This is a genomic window from Oceanococcus sp. HetDA_MAG_MS8 (genome assembly GCA_019192445.1).
Lineage (GTDB): Bacteria > Pseudomonadota > Gammaproteobacteria > Nevskiales > Oceanococcaceae > MS8.
On sequence record JAHCMK010000011.1, the window covers coordinates 18,858 to 35,049 of the forward strand.

The 16,192-nt window shown below is 58.4% G+C and carries 15 protein-coding genes; 12 read left to right on the plus strand and 3 right to left on the minus strand.

Annotation, left to right across the window (positions count from 1 at the left end):
• Nucleotides 1-45 precede the first annotated feature (45 nt).
• On the plus strand, nt 46-1,530 hold the full coding sequence (locus KI787_14640; GenBank protein MBV6631191.1) for a sigma-54-dependent Fis family transcriptional regulator: 1,485 nt from the start codon (nt 46-48) through the stop codon (nt 1,528-1,530).
• A complete protein-coding gene (locus KI787_14645; GenBank protein ID MBV6631192.1) occupies nt 1,527-3,848 on the plus strand; it encodes a response regulator in 2,322 nt (773 codons plus the stop codon). The genes KI787_14640 and KI787_14645 overlap by 4 nt, the downstream gene beginning before the upstream one ends.
• 23 nt (nt 3,849-3,871) lie before the next feature.
• Here KI787_14645 and KI787_14650 read toward each other — a convergent pair whose 3' ends face one another.
• A complete protein-coding gene (locus tag KI787_14650) occupies nt 3,872-4,501 on the minus strand; it encodes an SOS response-associated peptidase (GenBank protein MBV6631193.1) in 630 nt (209 codons plus the stop codon).
• A gap of 346 nt (nt 4,502-4,847) precedes the next feature.
• On the opposite strand from KI787_14650, the gene KI787_14655 reads away from it, so the two are divergent.
• The 10 genes from KI787_14655 to KI787_14700 all read left to right on the plus strand — a co-directional run bounded on the left by KI787_14655 (nt 4,848) and on the right by KI787_14700 (nt 15,291).
• Nucleotides 4,848-5,153: a PqqD family peptide modification chaperone gene (locus KI787_14655; GenBank protein ID MBV6631194.1), complete on the plus strand. Its 306-nt coding sequence runs from the start codon at nt 4,848-4,850 to the stop codon at nt 5,151-5,153.
• Between the two features lie 190 nt (nt 5,154-5,343).
• Nucleotides 5,344-7,611: a TonB-dependent receptor gene (locus KI787_14660; protein ID MBV6631195.1), complete on the plus strand. Its 2,268-nt coding sequence runs from the start codon at nt 5,344-5,346 to the stop codon at nt 7,609-7,611.
• A gap of 237 nt (nt 7,612-7,848) precedes the next feature.
• The gene (locus tag KI787_14665) at nt 7,849-8,958 is read left to right on the plus strand and encodes a M48 family metalloprotease (GenBank protein ID MBV6631196.1); all 1,110 of its coding nucleotides are present in this window, start codon (nt 7,849-7,851) and stop codon (nt 8,956-8,958) included.
• Between the two features lie 123 nt (nt 8,959-9,081).
• Nucleotides 9,082-10,092, plus strand: a complete 1,011-nt coding sequence (locus KI787_14670; GenBank protein ID MBV6631197.1) for an ABC transporter substrate-binding protein — start codon at nt 9,082-9,084, stop codon at nt 10,090-10,092.
• A 77-nt stretch (nt 10,093-10,169) separates the two neighbouring features.
• Nucleotides 10,170-10,853 (plus strand): ABC transporter permease, encoded by a 684-nt coding sequence (locus tag KI787_14675; GenBank protein MBV6631198.1) that lies wholly within the window; start codon nt 10,170-10,172, stop codon nt 10,851-10,853.
• The gene (locus KI787_14680; GenBank protein ID MBV6631199.1) at nt 10,850-11,587 is read left to right on the plus strand and encodes an ABC transporter ATP-binding protein; all 738 of its coding nucleotides are present in this window, start codon (nt 10,850-10,852) and stop codon (nt 11,585-11,587) included. Before KI787_14675 ends, KI787_14680 begins: the two co-directional genes overlap by 4 nt.
• Complete coding sequence (locus KI787_14685) at nt 11,584-12,324, plus strand: ATP-binding cassette domain-containing protein (protein MBV6631200.1); 741 nt, start codon at nt 11,584-11,586, stop codon at nt 12,322-12,324. The genes KI787_14680 and KI787_14685 overlap by 4 nt, the downstream gene beginning before the upstream one ends.
• Complete coding sequence (locus KI787_14690) at nt 12,312-13,277, plus strand: PQQ-dependent catabolism-associated beta-propeller protein (GenBank protein ID MBV6631201.1); 966 nt, start codon at nt 12,312-12,314, stop codon at nt 13,275-13,277. The genes KI787_14685 and KI787_14690 overlap by 13 nt, the downstream gene beginning before the upstream one ends.
• A gap of 56 nt (nt 13,278-13,333) precedes the next feature.
• Entirely contained in the window at nt 13,334-14,488 is a 1,155-nt protein-coding gene (locus KI787_14695; GenBank protein ID MBV6631202.1) for a hypothetical protein, read from the plus strand.
• Nucleotides 14,485-15,291 carry an ABC transporter permease gene (locus KI787_14700; GenBank protein ID MBV6631203.1) on the plus strand — a complete coding sequence of 269 codons (807 nt, stop codon included), beginning with the start codon at nt 14,485-14,487 and terminating at the stop codon, nt 15,289-15,291. Before KI787_14695 ends, KI787_14700 begins: the two co-directional genes overlap by 4 nt.
• Nucleotides 15,292-15,321: 30 nt before the next feature.
• Here KI787_14700 and KI787_14705 read toward each other — a convergent pair whose 3' ends face one another.
• Both KI787_14705 and KI787_14710 read right to left on the minus strand, forming a co-directional pair.
• Nucleotides 15,322-15,546 (minus strand): cupin domain-containing protein, encoded by a 225-nt coding sequence (locus tag KI787_14705; protein ID MBV6631204.1) that lies wholly within the window; start codon nt 15,544-15,546, stop codon nt 15,322-15,324.
• A 191-nt stretch (nt 15,547-15,737) separates the two neighbouring features.
• Nucleotides 15,738-16,070, minus strand: coding sequence for a hypothetical protein (locus KI787_14710; GenBank protein MBV6631205.1), 333 nt, complete (start codon nt 16,068-16,070; stop codon nt 15,738-15,740).
• Nucleotides 16,071-16,192: the final 122 nt, after the last annotated feature.

Below are 16,192 nucleotides of genomic sequence, written 5' to 3' on the forward strand. Positions count from 1 at the left end.
AACGCAAATTGGGAGGGTGGTTCTCAGTTCGAAGAGGCTCGCCCGATGCAGGCTAGAAAACATAATCCGATCAGTGCTGTACTCGTTGAAGATAACGAGGCGTTAAACATGATCTACGAGCAGTACCTCAGCAGAATGGGTTTTACCGTGCGCTGCTTCAACGAAGGGCACCCAGCGCTGGATGAGATTCTCAGCCAGCCGCCTGATCTGCTGCTCCTGGACCTTGAGCTACCTGATCGTCATGGCCTCGAGATTCTGCGGGACATTCGGGAAAAAGGGGTGAGTTGCCCCTGTATCGCTATGACCGCACATGGGGCTTTGAACCCCGCCGCAGACGCAATGAAGTTCGGTGCCGACGACTTCTTGGAAAAGCCATTCGCAGCCGAGCGTTTACAGGTTACGGTGGACAACCTACTGGACCGGGTCCGCTTACAAGGCAAGGTACAAGCGCTGGAGGACGATAGTCGGCGCAGTGAATTCGCTGGCTTTGTTGGCGGCTCATTGGCGATGCAAGCGGTGTATCGCACTATTCAAAGCGCCGCGGCTAGCCGAGCCTCTGTATTTATTACCGGCGAATCCGGGACGGGCAAGGAGCTGTGCGCGAGCGCCATTCACAACCAAAGTGATCGTGCCAATGGTCCTTTCATAGCAATCAATTGCGGCGCCATTCCTCGAGACCTTTTTGAGAGTGAAATGTTTGGGCACGTGAAAGGCGCATTTAGCGGTGCTCACCAAGATCGTGTAGGTGCCTTTGAAGCTGCTCATGGCGGCACCTTGTTCCTAGACGAGCTTGGAGAGATGGACCCAGATCAGCAGGTAAAGCTGCTTCGGGTGATCCAGAGTGGCCAAGTGCAACGTGTCGGTAGTCAGCGAAGTCGCACGGCTGATGTGCGTATCGTCTGTGCGACTAACCGTGACCCCTGGAAGCAGGTACAGGATGGTTGCTTTCGGGAAGATCTCTACTACCGCCTCAACGTCATCCCGATTCAGCTGCCACCGCTCAGAGAGCGTGGCGATGATGTCCTGATGCTGGCTCGTTATTTTCTCCAGAACCTCAGTCAAACCGAATCAAAACCTTGCCCAGAGCTGCAGCCTTCTGCAGAGACATGGTTGTTAGAGCAAGCCTGGCCAGGCAATGTTCGTGAGCTACACAATCGAATACACCAACTACTGCTTCTTGGTGGCACTCAATCCATCGACGCAGAAAGTCTTGCTGCTTTGGCGCCTTCGAGTCCGTCTGCAAGTTCGACATCCCCGCACAACAGTAGGGACGGGGCAACACTACCTAACTCCGCGACTTCGCAACCATGCCAATCGTCACAGCGCTCCGCCGCCGAGCAGTCGCCGCCACCGCGACATGCCGCGAGCGATATAGAGCCCCTGTGGCTAAGCGAGATGCGTTGCATCAAGAAGGCCATTGCTGCCTGCAAGGGAAATATCCCAGTAGCTGCGGCTCACTTAGGAATAAGTGCATCAACGATTTACCGAAAAATAAAGAGTTGGGACTCCATGGCGCGGGAGCCAGCATGAACGAAGGACAATTCCAAGAGCAGAGCCAACAGTTAGCTCAAAACATCATGGCAGCTGTAGCTCGTTCGAGCCTCGACGCGCTCATCACCATTGACTACAGCGGCAATATCGTGGAATTCGGTCCCTCTGCCGAGGTTTTGTTTGGTTACACCCGAAGCGAAGCAATCGGTCAGCCAGTTTCCGCCCTGGTTGTGCCTCCCGAGATGCGGGCCATGCATGATGAGGGCATGCAGCGCTATCGAGAGACCGGTCACGGCCCAGTACTCAATCAACGGGTAGAAGTTCCTTCGATTCGCAAAGATGGCTCTCGCTTCATGGCCGAGCTTACCACTGTGCCCTTTGCAATCGGCGGCACAACGTATTTCACCGCATTCGTTCGCGATATCTCGAAGCGCAAGGCATACGAAGACGAACTGAAACTAGCCAAAATCGAAGCGGAGAAAGCCAATGAGGCGAAGTCCAGATTCGTTGCCCATATGAGCCATGAGCTACGTTCTCCATTGAATGCGGTGCTGGGAGCGATTGATCTTATGCTTGACTCGGCTTTGGCGCCGGAGCAGCAAAAATATGCTCAAACTATTCGCAGCTCCGGCCACGCTCTTCTAAACCTCATCGAAGGTGTGTTGGATTTTTCAAAGATCGAAGCCAACGAGCTGACGCTCCACCAGCATGATGTGTACCTAGCGAACTTCCTCCAAGATCAAGCTTCGGCAGCTTTTGCTAAAGCCGCAAAGAGCGGCATTGATGTACTGACGGTCATCGACCCTCATCTTCCCAAAATGGTGCGCGCCGATAGCCAACGACTACGCCAAATTTTGAGTAATTTCTTAGACAATGCCATTAAATTCACTCACAAAGGCGGGGTGATTCTCCGCTCTGAATTGATCGGTGAGGAGGCGAATGAAGCACGGATCAGATTCTCCGTAGAAGATAGCGGCCCTGGTATTCCCGTAGAGCAGCACCACCATATTTTTAGCGAGTTTGCTCAGGCTGATGAGTCATCCCACAGTTCCCATGATGGTGTTGGTCTCGGCTTAGCCATTGCGAAAAGCCTGTGCCTGCATATGGGTGGAGATATGGGAGTTCAGAGTCAACCTGGGCAAGGAGCCATTTTCTGGTTAGAGCTGAACGTACCGATCATCGAAGCAGCCCCTTCTCATGACCATAGCCACAGTCATATCCAAAAACGAGCGGCTGTTCTAAGCAACAATCCAATGACTGTGCGTGGGCTCAGCGAGCAGCTCTCTCTACTGGGGTACCACCCCGTACACCTGCGACAACCTCATTGGTTGGGCAAAGAATTGCAAGGCATCCATCTGGCCATAGTAGACCTGGACGATTACGACGCTCCATTGCAGTGGTTGATGGAGGCGGCCGATGTAGCCGGGCTTGCACGCCAACGGATCGTCAGTATTGGGCGCTGCGCTAACCAGTGCAAAACCAACTTTGCCGGGCTCGGTCATTGCTTGCCTAAGCCATTATCTTGGCGAGCCCTCAAAGCGGCTATCGCCGGAGTTGAAGCGCCAGCACCCCTATCATCCTCAACCAACCAACAAGCCCCACAACACTCGCGCCCACTGAAAATTCTGCTAGTGGAAGATAGCCCGGCGAACCAGATGGTCGCTGCTGCGACGATTCAAAAGTTGGGTCATCACGTCGATGTCGCCAATAATGGGCGTGAAGCACTGGACAAGATTGCTGAGCGTGCTTATGACGGCGTATTAATGGACCTGCGTATGCCGGAGATGGACGGTATTGAAGCCACGAAAGCCATACGTACCAGTGGCGCGCCGTGGGCGGACACTCCGATCATCGCGTTGACGGCAAATGCTGTGAGAAGTGAGCTAGATAATTGCCTGCAAGCTGGCATGAATCATTACCTCACTAAACCCATGCAAAGGCCTGCGTTACTTGCCGTTCTTGAAACCCTAGATCAACCCGAGACGGAGTCCGTGAAAGCGGCATTGGAGTCACTCGGGACAGAGATTGGTATTGGCCTGATTCCCGAGCTCATCCATAAGACGATCAACGAATTCGCGCTTTGCCGTGCCATCGTGAGTCAAGCTGCCAAAGACCGATACTTACCTGCCATCCAAAAGAGCGCCCATCCCACGAAGTCGCTAGCGCTCACGATGGGATTACGCCACCTTGCTCGGTTGGCAGGACAAGCCGAGTGCTTTGCTCAAGCTGGGCAACTTGAAGCGTGTATCGATGCGGCGCAGCGGTTAGTTAAAGCACTTGAAATGGCGCAGCAAGTCCTTACACCAATGGCGGCCTCGTTCCCGACTGCTCAATCAGTCCATACCTCTGTAAATTAGGTACTTTGTTTGCAGACAAATGCCTAGAACAAGGGCTGCTGACCAGACTGAGAAGCATCTGGCTCTGGGCTATCCACGGTCTTGACCCGCAACGACGCATCAACGGGTTGCAGTTGCTTGGCAGCCGTGTCCACATCGGCGTGTAGCCATTCGTCGGCATTGGCTGCGGTTCTCAGGATTAAGGGCATCCGCGGGTGCAGCACAGCCATGTCGTTGGAGGCCGGTACGGTGACGATGGTGCAGCTATGGATCTCGCTGTCGTCACCGCGCCAGCGCTCCCATAAGCCCGCCAACAACAAAGGTTCTCCATTGGCCGCCTCGACGGCGTGACATTGCTTGACTCCGGCGCGCAGAGCCCACTCGAAGTAGCGTGAGGCCGGCACAATGCAGCGCTGCGATTGCGACCATGCCCGCCGAAAGCTGGGCTTTTCGGCCAGGGTTTCCGCCCGTGCATTAAAGGTGGGATACCGAGACTGCGGCGATGAGGCCCAGGGCGGCACCAGCCACCATTGCCGCTGCTGAAAGCCTTGAGCATCCACGGTCCCCACGGCTTGCGTGGGCTTGAGGTTGTGGCGCGGCGACCAGGGCCAGTCTTTGAGCAGCTCGGTCCAACCTTGCTGCCATTCAATATGCTGTTCGAACCGTCCGCACATACAGCCTCCAAAACCGGCTCCGCCTCATTCCGCACAGGCGGCCAATCGTCCTGCCAAACAACCCTACACCACGCTGGCCCACAGCTCGGCCTGAACCCGGTTTTCGGGCATTACTACCCGCCGTTGCAGCGCAAAATTTCGATAACGGAGCGCGGATTTTGGACGCGCTTTAGGACTAGGTACTTATACCTATAAGAGGGATTTTTCTTCATTTTTTCAGAGGCTTGCATAATCCCCCAGGCAATGACCTACTCGCGTTTTTTGCTGCGCGGAAGAATCGGGCGTAATGTGAAAGTCCTGGTTTTTGTGCACCGGCCAATCCTTGCGATTGTGCCTTGGAGACCTCATGCAAGACTGGCTGATCACCTCCGGTCATGCCGTGTTTGAACTGCACCCGCACTGGGTGCTTTGGCAAACCGACACAGGCGATGAAGTACGCCTGCGCGGACCCGCGGAAGAAGTGGTGCTCAATGAGCACGCAGCCTTTTTGCTAACCCAGTGCAATGGACAGCAAAACCTTGACCAAGTCTTAAGTCAGTTTCGCAGCCACTTTCCTTGTGCCCCCGAGCCAGAACGCAGCGCCCTAGATTTCCTGCGCAAGGCACACGATGCCGAGTGGCTGCTCATTCGCTCGGACCAGCATTGCAACTAGTTGGCTCTGGGCTAGGCTGAGCTGCCAGCTTGTCGCGGAAGCTAATGTCGCTGTAGTCCCGCACCCTCGTTAGAGGCTCGGTGCTCGGCTCGGGGAGCTTTGGGACATTGTCCCGAATTTCATGCCATGTTCACTCTATCTCCCTATCTAAATCTACGCTGAAGCCTCGGTTTCTTCGGTTGATTAGACGATGAGTAGCTTGCGCTGGATGATATTGCTGTGCTGTGGGTATGCAGCGCTCGGACATGCAGACCTGACCACAGGCTCGCCGACCAGCACTGAGGTCGCAGAAGCCAGTTCCAAGGACAAGGCGGATGATGCAGATGAAAAACTCTCCGAGGACGCTGAGGTCACGGTTTTTCCACCCATCATCGTCGAAAGCACTTTTGACGGAAGTCGTGCTGGGACCGCTGGTGCAGCGCGGCAAATTGACGAAGAGGTGCTCATCCGGCGCCGTCCTCTGAGCCTGCACGACGCCTTAGAGCAAATTCCAGGCTTGCGCACGCTAGACGATGACGCCATGGGCCGGCGGGTGGGCATTGGCGTTCGGGGCTCGCAACCGCGGCGCTCGCGTAAGGTGTTGCTGCTGGAAGACGGCGTGCCCATCAATGCCTCCGCCTACCTCGATTCCTCCGCGCACTACACCCCGCCGCAACAGCGTCTGGAGGGAGTCGATGCCTTGCTGGGCGCCGGCCACGTCATCTACGGCCCTATTAACAACTACGGCATCGTCAACCTGCGCAACAAACAGCCCACAGCCGCGCCCCGCACTACCATTGAACTGGGAGCGGGGAATTTGAACACCAGCACCCGGCATGTGATGCACCAGCGTACGGATGGCAAGCTGGGCACGGTGCTGTCCTACACCGGCTTTGCCGGTGATGGTGTCTTCGATGTGGAGCGTACCCGCTTCGATGACTACTTTGGCAGTTTGGATTGGGCACTGAGTGAGCGCCAAAGTATCGGCCTGTCCGCCACCTTCGCTCGCGAACGCTCCAACTACGATGAGTCCAACCTGACCCCACAAGAGTTTGCGATTGCGCCTCACCGCAAGCGGGACCGCTTCGCCCAGGAAAACAACACCATCGCTCCGGACTACTACAAATTAGACCTGACCCATCAATGGGAGAGCGACAGCCTGCAGGTGAGTTCACGCATGTATGCCAGCCGCCTGTTCCGGCCGCGTTTCACCGTCGACCCGGATGAAGTCGAAGTCGCCGCCCTGCCTGAAGTGGTCCAAACCGACCCCGATTACATCTTTATTCCTGGTGAGTCCGGCGTGATGGTAAGCCGTACTCGTGACTACCAAAATTTGGGTGCAGAAACCCGTTTCGTGCTGACACGCGGTGCTCACCGTTTGTCCTGGGGCGTACAACTGCATCGCGGCATATTTGATGACAAGCGTTCATTCGGCGAGGCTGGCGAAATCCTCAATGCGAACAACCGCGGCCAGTTCGAGGGTGAAAATGACCTCGCCGCTGCGCGTTTGACCAAATATCAGTCCAGCGCTGTTAGTGGCTACCTGCTTGATCGCATTGAATGGGGCGATTGGGCACTCACGGCAGGCCTGCGCGCCGAGCGTTATGAAATCAGCAAAGATGAACGCTTTCGCGGCGACGACCCCGGAAGCGGCCAAGAGCGCGACGCCCAAACCATCACCCTGCCCAGCTTGGCATTGCTCTACCGCGGAATCGACAACACTGAGATCTTCGCCAACCTCGCACGTGGCTACACCCCGGCCTTCGCCCGCACTGCCGAAGAGTTCCCACTGGACCCGGAAATCGGCAACAACGCCCAAGTCGGCCTGCGTACCGTTCTAGACTCCGGCTGGTACATCGATGTAGCCGCGTTCTACAGTCAAATCGAAGACACCGTGGTGCAACTTCCCTTCACCATTGATGACGATAACGTTCGCCTCAATGCGGCTGATTCGGAGACCTATGGTGTGGACCTGGGGCTAGGCGTAGAAACCCAGCCCCTGTGGGGTCAGGTAACCGGCTTTGTGGATCTGGGAGCCAGTTTTGCCCGCGCTAATTTCACCGAGGGCGCCGTTGACGGCAATCGGGTACCGGGGGTGTCGGAGCATGCCGGCACCCTCACGCTAGGGCTACGCGATGGCAGCCGCTGGCATGCCTCGATCACCGCCTCCCACTTAGGTGATTACTTCTCTGACCTGCTCAACACCCAGGACCTGACCCTTGCCGACGAAGATCGCGAACCGGTAAGCCCTGACGACGAAATCGAAATCCGTGAGGTGGTTGTGCTCGGGCGCGTGCCTTCAAGAACGGTCATCTCAGCCCGCGCGGGCTACACCACGCGGATGGGCGGCACCCAAGTGGAATGGTGGATCGCGGGGCGCAATTTAGCGGATCGGCTCTATATCAACGACCTGGAAAACGGCATTCGGCCCGGCGCCCGGCGCAGTGTGTTGGTGGGCCTTACCGCGCAGCTGCAGTAATGCTGCGCACCAGCCTGGAGTCCTCCCTTGCGCTGGGCACTTGGCTAAGCACCAAGCAGAACTTGCGCCCAGCTGCTCCTGGGCGACAGCGCCTCCAAGCATAGCCCTAAGCGAACTGCGCAGCGATCTCATCCACTCACGTTTTTATTGACGATCAACATCAACACAATGTGTGCGACGGGTTCACGGTCGATGGCGTAGTCTTGGCTGCTCCTCACTGACGCGACTGCCTCGACCGTGGACTCCGGCGTTTTCAGTTTTGATGCCATTGCCTGGGCCTTGACCAGCATCACACTGCTGTTGGGTTGGTATCCCAGCCGCTGTGAATGGGTGCAGCAATATTCCATCGTCGGTCGCGCTCGCTGCTTTTGGCGCAGTTTCAAGCTCATCTTACCGGGGACCGTGCTGGGCATATTGCTGGCGCTGGGCTGGCCACATAGGGTCCCGCCCCTGGCCTTGTCCGCCCCCAGCAGCTGGGCCTCGGCCTGCTTGGTCCTTGGCTACATCTGTATTTTTTTGCCCCTACGCATGGGTCCGATGCGGCAAGTGATGGGAATGGAGTGGCGACAAATCGCTTGGCGCAGTCTGAAGAGTGAATGGGTGATCCTGGCTGCAGTTCTTTGCGCAGGACTACTTGGCCCCCTGCTGACGACCACCTTCGGAGCCCGCGCATGGTGGCTTATTGCCATTATTGGCCCGCCCGCAGAGTGGTTATGGTTACAGCTCCAACAGACGCCACCCGGTGCGAGCCAGCTTCCCGATACGGCCCGCGCCATGCACTTCCGGGAGTGGGGACAACGCTGGGGAATCCCCCTGGATGTGCGCATTGTCGGCAGCGACCCTTACACTGTGAATGCCCGTGCTGGCGGCCCCAGCCGGCGACCCAAAGTCTGGCTCTGGCCCAAACTCTTGGACATATTGGATCGTGGGGAAGTCGATGCTGTCATGGCGCATGAAATCGGCCATATCCGCTTGGGCCACTTTGCCCAACGCTTCGCATTGCAGTGCGGCGTTTGGCTACTCTGCGCAGGCACTGCCGTACTGCTATGGCCATTGATGCACAGCCACGCTAACGCAAGCCCCGCCGCCATTCCCCTTACCTTGCTCATTGTGGCCATCATGCGCTTACTCGCCACGCCGCTGTTAGCAACCCAGCAACGCCGCTTTGAGTTTGAAGCCGATACCTTCGCCAGCGAGCACAGCAGTGCTAGTGACCTGGCGCGGGCCCTGCGCAAGCTGCAACCCGACCCAGGCCGCAGTCACCCCCTGTACGCCAGCTTTTGGAACACCCACCCAGACATGCTGGATCGCCTCCAAGCCATCGAACACTCTGTCACACATTCGTGACACTTCCTTGGACGCCCAGGCCCAAAACGCCGCCTTGATGCGGCTGAAACGCCGAGTCTGCTTGGCACCGAACTTGCGGTTGGGAAGGAGTATCTAGCGCGAAGGCGCAGTTCGAGGAGACACATGAGCCCACCCTTAAGGCGGCTTTGCCGCTGGTTCGGCATCGCTCTGGGGCCACTGGCATTGGCCCTAAGCTGCTGGCCCACAGCCCAGGCGGCTGATTTGCCACAAGTGCGCGTGGCCACACTGAGCTTTGGCACTGTGGCCTGGGAAATCAACACTCTGCAGCATCATCAACTGCCCCAACGCTACGGAGTCGAGTTGGTCCATATCCCCGTCGCCAATAACGACGCGTCCACCATTGCTTTGCAAGGGGGGGCCGCAGATGTGGTGGTGAGCAATTGGTTCTGGGTCTCGCGTCAACGCGGCAGCGGCCGAGCCTACCAATTCGTCGCGCATACCCTCGCCACGGGCGCACTTGTCATGCATAAGGATCGACATTTTGCAGACCTTCGCGACTTAAGAGGACTGCGTCTGGGTATCGGCGGAGGCCCCACCGATAAAAGCTGGCTGCTGCTGCAGGCCTATGCGCAACAGGAGCATGGCATCAGGCTGCGCGACAGCACCGAACTGGAATTCGCCGCACCGCCAACGCTGAATCAGTTGCTCAGCCGAGGACGACTTGATGCCGTGCTCAACTTCTGGCACTTCAACACCCGCCTCATTGCTGCTGGACACCAGCCGGTCCTGCGGGTGGAGCAAATGCTTAGCGCTCTGGAGGTCCATGAACCCCTGCCACTCCTAGGCTGGGTCTTTGCGGAGGACTTTGCGCGTGAGCAGCCTGCCGCCCTGCGCGGTTTTTTAGCGGCCTCTCAAGCCGCTAAAAACATCCTCCGCAGCAGCGATGCCGAATGGCAGCGGCTACGCCCGCAGATGAAAGCCCCGGACCAAGCCACCTTTGAGGCCCTACGCGACGCCTATCGCGAGGGCATCCCAGAGCCCAACATGCAGGTGAATCGCAGCGAAGCCGCTGCTCTTTATGCGCGCTTGGCCAAGCTGGGTGGCCCCGCCCTGGTTGGACGCAGCCCCACACTCAGCGAGGGGGTCTTCTGGACACCGCCCACCACACCTTAAGCGCAGGCTCTCTAAGTACCACTGCCGAGCGGCGCTGGCATTGGCTTGGCTGGCTAGGCCTAGTTGCTGCGTGGCAATTGTCGGCGTGGCTACTGCAAGACCCCTTATTACCGGGCCCGGCGCAGGTGCTGCAGGTGTTGCTACGGGAAACCCTGCACGGAGAGCTGCTCTTCCACCTCGGTGCCACTCTGGCCAGGGTGGGCAGCGCCTTTGTGCTGGCGATGGGCCTAGGCTGCGCCCTCGGCATGGCCATGGGCCGCTCGGCACGCCTCAACGCGGCTTTAGATGGCCTACTTGTACTGAGCCTGAACTTGCCGGCTTTGGTCACCATGATCCTGTGTTATGTGTGGTTTGGACTCTCCGACTTGGCTGCCATACTCGCCGTGGCCTTGAACAAGATTCCTACCGTAGTGGTGACCTTGCGCGAGGGAACACGAGCGCTTGATCGTAAATTGCTCGAAGTGGCCGCCGTGTACCAGCTCCCGCCGCTGCGACGATTAGGCCGAGTGGTGCTACCGCAGTTGGTGCCATACATGTTGGTGGCAGCACGCTCTGGCTTGGCCTTAATTTGGAAAATTGTGCTGGTCGTGGAGTTAATGGGCCGACCCAACGGGGTGGGATTCCAGCTGTCTAGCTATTTCCACTACTTCGATATCGCTGGGGTGCTGGCCTATACCCTCGCCTTCGCCCTGGTCGTCATCAGCCTGGAAGCTTTGATCCTGCGCCCGGCCGAGCGTCGCTTCAACAGGTGGCGACCATGAACCATTGGCAAATCCGCATTCACGCTAAGCAGCACAGCCCCCAGGGGCCGCGCCTGCTGCCCAACCTGCAATTAGACCTGGAGCCCGGTCGTTTTGTCGCGATCGTCGGTCCGTCCGGCGTGGGCAAGTCCACCTTGTTACATATTCTGGCGGGCCTGGATAACGACTTCGCAGGTCGCCTGCTTTGGGGAAACACTCAAGCTCGCCCAAAGGATGTGGGTTTTGTGTTCCAAGACCCACGCTTAATGCCTTGGCTGACAGTGGCCCAGAACCTACTCTTGGTCCAGCCCCAACCGGATCAGCATCGCGTGCAGACTCTGCTGGAGGCCGTAGGCCTGGGCGGCTGCCAGCACCAATTCCCCAGCCAGCTTTCCGGTGGCATGCAGCGGCGTGTCGCCTTGGCGAGGGCCTGCCTTTTGAACCCGAGCTGGCTACTCTTGGACGAGCCCTTCGCCTCCCTGGACGCCCCAGCGGCCCAGGCTCTGCACCAGGTGTTGCTCAGCCTATGGCAACGCACCGAAGCCGGCATATTGCTGGTGACGCATGACCTGCGCGAAGCCTTGAGCTTGGCCGACAGCATTGTGTTCTTGTCGCGTCATGGTCAGGTGCTGCGCGAGATTGAGATTGACCTGCCTCGCCCTCGACACCCCGATTCAGCCGCCATTGCGCAGGTTTACAGCGATTTACTCAGCGATCATCCCGGCCTGCTGGCCGGTGAGGAGAAAAGCGCATGAATGCCCCCGTTCTGAGCATTGCTCAGGTGCATAAAAGTTATGGCAGCAAGCATGCCCTCAGAGGTGTGAGTCTCAACCTGCACCCTGGAGAGTTCGTTGCCTTATTGGGACCCAACGGGGCTGGTAAGTCCACCTTGTTCCAAATTCTCAGCGGGCTGTTCACAGCCGACGCAGGCAAGGTCATAGTCTGCAATCACGATATGGCCCACCAGCCCATTCGGGCACTCGCTCGAATCGGTGTAGTCTTCCAGCAGCCAGCTTTAGACCTAGACCTCAGCGTTCAGGGCAACTTGAGCTTTCATGCCCGTTTGCATGGGCTGGGTAAGCGCGCCGGTCCAGCCATTGCCCAGGCTATGCATATGGCCGGATTGGAGGAGCATGCGCATGCCAAGGCGCGCAGCCTGTCTGGGGGCATGCGCCGCCGGGTGGAAATGGTGCGGGCGCTCTTGCATGCCCCAGCCTTACTGCTGATGGATGAGGCAACCGTCGGCCTAGACCCAGCCTCACGACGGCGCCTATTAGCCGATGTCCGCGAACGCTGTCAGCGCGATGGCCTGGGCGTTTTGTGGGCCACTCATCTGGTGGAGGAGGCCCATGCGGCCGATCGCGTAGTGATTCTTCATCACGGTCAGATCATCGCCAGCGGCACTCCCTCAGTGCTTTGCCAAGACCATGAGCAGGAGGATTTGGAATCCGTGTTTTTACATCTTACCCAGGCCACACCATGTCCCGCTTAACTCTTCTGAGCCTTGGGCTCTGGCTCTGCAGTCCATCGGTACTGGCTGCTGAACGCATCATTGTTTCTAGTGAAGGCGACGATGTTTTACAGGTACTTCAGGCAGACAACCTGCAGACCTTGCGCCAAATCGCGGTGAGCGAACGCCCCCGCGATATGCAGCTTTCCAGTGATGGCCGATGGCTGTATGTCGCCTGCGGCGATGGCGATAGCATCGATGTGATTGACGTCGCCACGCTTCAGAGACAGCGGCGGTTACATCCCCTGGACGACCCCGAAATGTTCGCCCTCACACCCGATGGGAGCCAGCTGTGGGTGAGTAATGAAGACGACGCTCAGATAAGCCTGCTGGATGCCCAATCTGGGGAGGTATTAGCCGAGGTGGATACCGGCCCCGAACCGGAGGGCATTGTGCTCAATGCCGATGGCAGTCGGGCCTATGTGGCATCGGAAGTGGCCAACATGATCCATGTGGTCGATACCGCGGCGCACACCATCGTCGCCAATATCCTCGTCGGCAACCGGCCGCGGCGGATGGCGCTCAGTGCTGGTGAAAAGGAGCTGTGGGTGACCAATGAACTCTCTGGTGATCTCAGTGTGGTCGACCTGAGTCAGGCCCGCGAAGTCCAGCGGATTCGCTTTGCACCCAAAGGCTTTCGCCCCGAAGATTTAGGCCCGGTGGGGTTGGTGCTCAGCGCCGATAAGCAAACCGCCTACGTGGCATTGGGCCGCAGCAATCATATTGCCCGGGTGGATGTGCGCAGCCGCCAGGTAGAAGACTATTTGCTCACCGGGCAGCGGGCCTGGGGGTTGGCCTTGCACCCCACCCAGCCTTGGCTCTACGTGAGTAATGGTTTGTCGGACGATGTCGCGCGGGTGGATTTGGAGCGCTGGAAGTTGGTTACTGCAGCCAGCGCCGGACGCACCCCGCATAGCATCGTGGTACTGCCATGACCGGCGCCCCGCCAGGCGCCGCGCAGGCTCGGAATTGGCCGGGCAGCACAGGGGCCATGGCTTGCACACTGTGTTTGGGCCTGTTGCTAGGCCTAGTGTTCTTTCCGCCCTGGGCACATGCTGCGCAGTTGGCTCTGGGTTATGTGGACTGGCAGGCCGACCCCCGCTACCGCGACTCCCATACCGAGCAACGCTACCCTCAAGCTCCATGGGGGCGCCCCCTGGCGGCTGCTCAAATGGCCCTGGATGAGGCCCGCTTTGCTCTGCAGGCCCAAAACCTCAGGGCGCAACTGGAGCACCAGCGGCTGCAGCAATCCACAGACCTTGCCCCCTTATTGGAGCAGTGGCGGCAGCAGAATCGGCGCTTTGTACTGGTAGATGTTCCTGGAGAGTGGCTGCACAAGCTGGAGATACCGGCTGGGATGACCCTGCTCAATATCAGCGCAGAGGATCAGGCTCTGCGCCAAAGCCAGTGTCAACCGGCTGTGCTGCACGTCATTCCCTCCGCGCGCCAACGCAGCGATGCCCTGGCTCAACATCTGCTGAGCCGGCGCTGGCGCAAGATCTTGGTGCTCCATGCGCAAACCGACCACTCCTTGCTCCAGCAATGGCAGGCGACGGCCCAACGTTACGGGCTCAAAACGGTGGCCACGCGCGTGTTTGAGTATGGCAATGACCCGCGCCGCCGTGAGCTCAACAATGTAGAACTGCTCACCAGTGGCAAAGACCATGATGTGGTGATGGTCTGGGATGCGGGCGGTGAGTTCGCCCGCCGTACCCCCTATGCCACCCAACACCCACGACCGGTGGCCGGCAGTGCCGGCCTCACCGCCCGCGCCTGGCATCCGCGCTGGGAGCGTTACGGTGCTAAGCAACTTAATAATCGCCTGCATGAGGCCCTGGATCGGCCGGCCACCGACGTGGACTGGGCAGCGTGGATGGCGACCAAAGCCGTGCTCGAGGCCAGTCAACGTAGCCCTAGCCCCGACTTTGCGGCACGCGATCAATTCTTGCGCAGCCAGGAGATTTATCTGGATGGGTTTAAGGGCTTCCGACTGGGTTTTCGACCCTGGAGTGGGCAGCTACGCCAACCCCTGCTGCTGGCCACCTCGGACTGGGTCATCAGCAGCGCGCCACTAGAGGGCTTTGCCCACCCACGCAACAACCTCGACACCTTAGGTACCGCAGACAATGAAGGAGGCTGCCAATGATCGGCCACGCCCTGCAGGCTCTGCATGCTGTCGTCACCCGCGAATTATTGCGCTTCGTCCAGCAGCGTTCGCGTCTGCTGTCATCACTGGTCCGGCCGACATTATGGTTAGTGGTCTTCGCCGCCGGCTTTCAAAACGTCTTTGGCGTGGCTGTCATTGAGCCCTACACCAGCTTTGTGACCTATCAGGTTTACATCGCCCCTGGCCTACTCGGCATGGTGCTGCTGTTTAATGGCATGCAATCCAGCCTGGCCATGGTCTACGATCGCGAAATGGGCACCATGCGCTTGCTGCTCACCGCGCCACTACCGCGCTGGTGGTTGTTGGCCTGCAAGCTTTTTGGTGGCGTGGTGCTCTCTGTGGCCCAGGCCTACGCCTTCTTGTTGCTCTGCGCCCTGTTCGGTGTAGGCCTGCCCTGGCTGGGTTACCTCCAGGTGCTCCCGGCGTTGATGATTAGCGGCATGATGTTGGGGGCCCTGGGGCTGCTGCTGGCAACCAGCATCCGCCAGTTGGAAAACTTTGCCGGCACCATGAACTTCGTGATCTTCCCCATGTTTTTCTTGTCCACCGCGCTGTACCCCTTGTGGAAACTGCGCGAGTCTGGGGCGGAATGGCTGTATTGGGTGGCCTCCATCAACCCCCTCACCCATGCCGTGGAGCTGATTCGCTTCGCTGTGCATGGTCAGCTGCAAACGACCAGCCTCAGCGTGGTAAGCGGCTGCTTTTTGGTGTTTTTCCTGGCCGCTTGCTGGGGTTTTGATCCGCAAAGAGGGGTGATCAAAAAGCGCGCCCGCGGCAGCTAAGGCGCGCAAACACCTCGACACAAGCCCGCGTTAAGACTGTGCCTCACCGCCCTGGGGGCCATAAAAAAACACCCATACCGCGAAATCCTCGGAGAACTGCTCGAAGCGATGCTCCACCCCGGCCGGAACAAATAGAAAAGACCCGGCCTCCACCGACACTGTGGCCTCACCGTTGTAGAACCGGCCTCGCCCGCGTGCCACCACGTAGATCTCATCCCGGTCATGGGGGCTTTGCCGATCGCGCTCGACGGGCATGTATAGCTCCGCCTCCATAGACCCATGTTCGAACACGGGGATGGCGAGATTTCCAGGTGGTGGCGGACCCAAAGCTATTGCCTGTGCCAGGTTTATTGAAGTTGCAGTCATCGACTTATGTTGGTCCTTTGCAGGTTATGACGACTGTGCCAAAGAGTTCGGCGACTAGCTAGACGGTGAGCCACATTGATTTATCGGTATGGAATGGGTCGCTCACTGAGCACGACCCTATTACCCCGGTCGTCGGTTCGTACCAGCTCTTGTCGGCCATGCCTACAGCGCATGTAGATCACGTTCACCTCGCCGTTGGCCTCGGCAAGGCATTCATCCCTAGAACGAGGTTTGATGGTGATCCATTGCGGTTGGGTGGAGCTTAGAGCCTTCGACAGTCCTTCGCTCAGGCCTTCACCAACGCCAGCACCAAATTGACCAACTGCACGCCCGGCGGACTTGGCAGCGCCAGCTGCAAAGGCATTCAACGGCACAAGCGCACAACAAATCATAGCGATCACTTTTCGAGTCATGCTATCCCCTCCTGCTACGCGCAACATAGCGGTGATTGGCACCTAAGGGCAACAAGGCTTCATCAAGATCTGTCGATATGTCTGCATCCGTGGCAGCTCCATGAATTGCAGAGCCCTATCGC

What these genes read in the sequence shown, in the direction of transcription:
- KI787_14695 (MBV6631202.1), top strand. Translation starts at nt 13,334, where the DNA reads ATGGCTTGCACACTGTGTTTGGGCCTGTTGCTAGGCCTAGTGTTCTTT.
- KI787_14710 (MBV6631205.1), bottom strand. Translation starts at nt 16,070, where the DNA reads ATGACTCGAAAAGTGATCGCTATGATTTGTTGTGCGCTTGTGCCGTTG.
- KI787_14700 (MBV6631203.1), top strand. Translation starts at nt 14,485, where the DNA reads ATGATCGGCCACGCCCTGCAGGCTCTGCATGCTGTCGTCACCCGCGAA.
- KI787_14705 (MBV6631204.1), bottom strand. Translation starts at nt 15,546, where the DNA reads ATGCCCGTCGAGCGCGATCGGCAAAGCCCCCATGACCGGGATGAGATC.
- KI787_14690 (MBV6631201.1), top strand. Translation starts at nt 12,312, where the DNA reads ATGTCCCGCTTAACTCTTCTGAGCCTTGGGCTCTGGCTCTGCAGTCCA.
- KI787_14660 (MBV6631195.1), top strand. Translation starts at nt 5,344, where the DNA reads ATGAGTAGCTTGCGCTGGATGATATTGCTGTGCTGTGGGTATGCAGCG.
- KI787_14640 (MBV6631191.1), top strand. Translation starts at nt 46, where the DNA reads ATGCAGGCTAGAAAACATAATCCGATCAGTGCTGTACTCGTTGAAGAT.
- KI787_14685 (MBV6631200.1), top strand. Translation starts at nt 11,584, where the DNA reads ATGAATGCCCCCGTTCTGAGCATTGCTCAGGTGCATAAAAGTTATGGC.
- KI787_14655 (MBV6631194.1), top strand. Translation starts at nt 4,848, where the DNA reads ATGCAAGACTGGCTGATCACCTCCGGTCATGCCGTGTTTGAACTGCAC.
- KI787_14680 (MBV6631199.1), top strand. Translation starts at nt 10,850, where the DNA reads ATGAACCATTGGCAAATCCGCATTCACGCTAAGCAGCACAGCCCCCAG.
- KI787_14645 (MBV6631192.1), top strand. Translation starts at nt 1,527, where the DNA reads ATGAACGAAGGACAATTCCAAGAGCAGAGCCAACAGTTAGCTCAAAAC.
- KI787_14650 (MBV6631193.1), bottom strand. Translation starts at nt 4,501, where the DNA reads ATGTGCGGACGGTTCGAACAGCATATTGAATGGCAGCAAGGTTGGACC.
- KI787_14670 (MBV6631197.1), top strand. Translation starts at nt 9,082, where the DNA reads ATGAGCCCACCCTTAAGGCGGCTTTGCCGCTGGTTCGGCATCGCTCTG.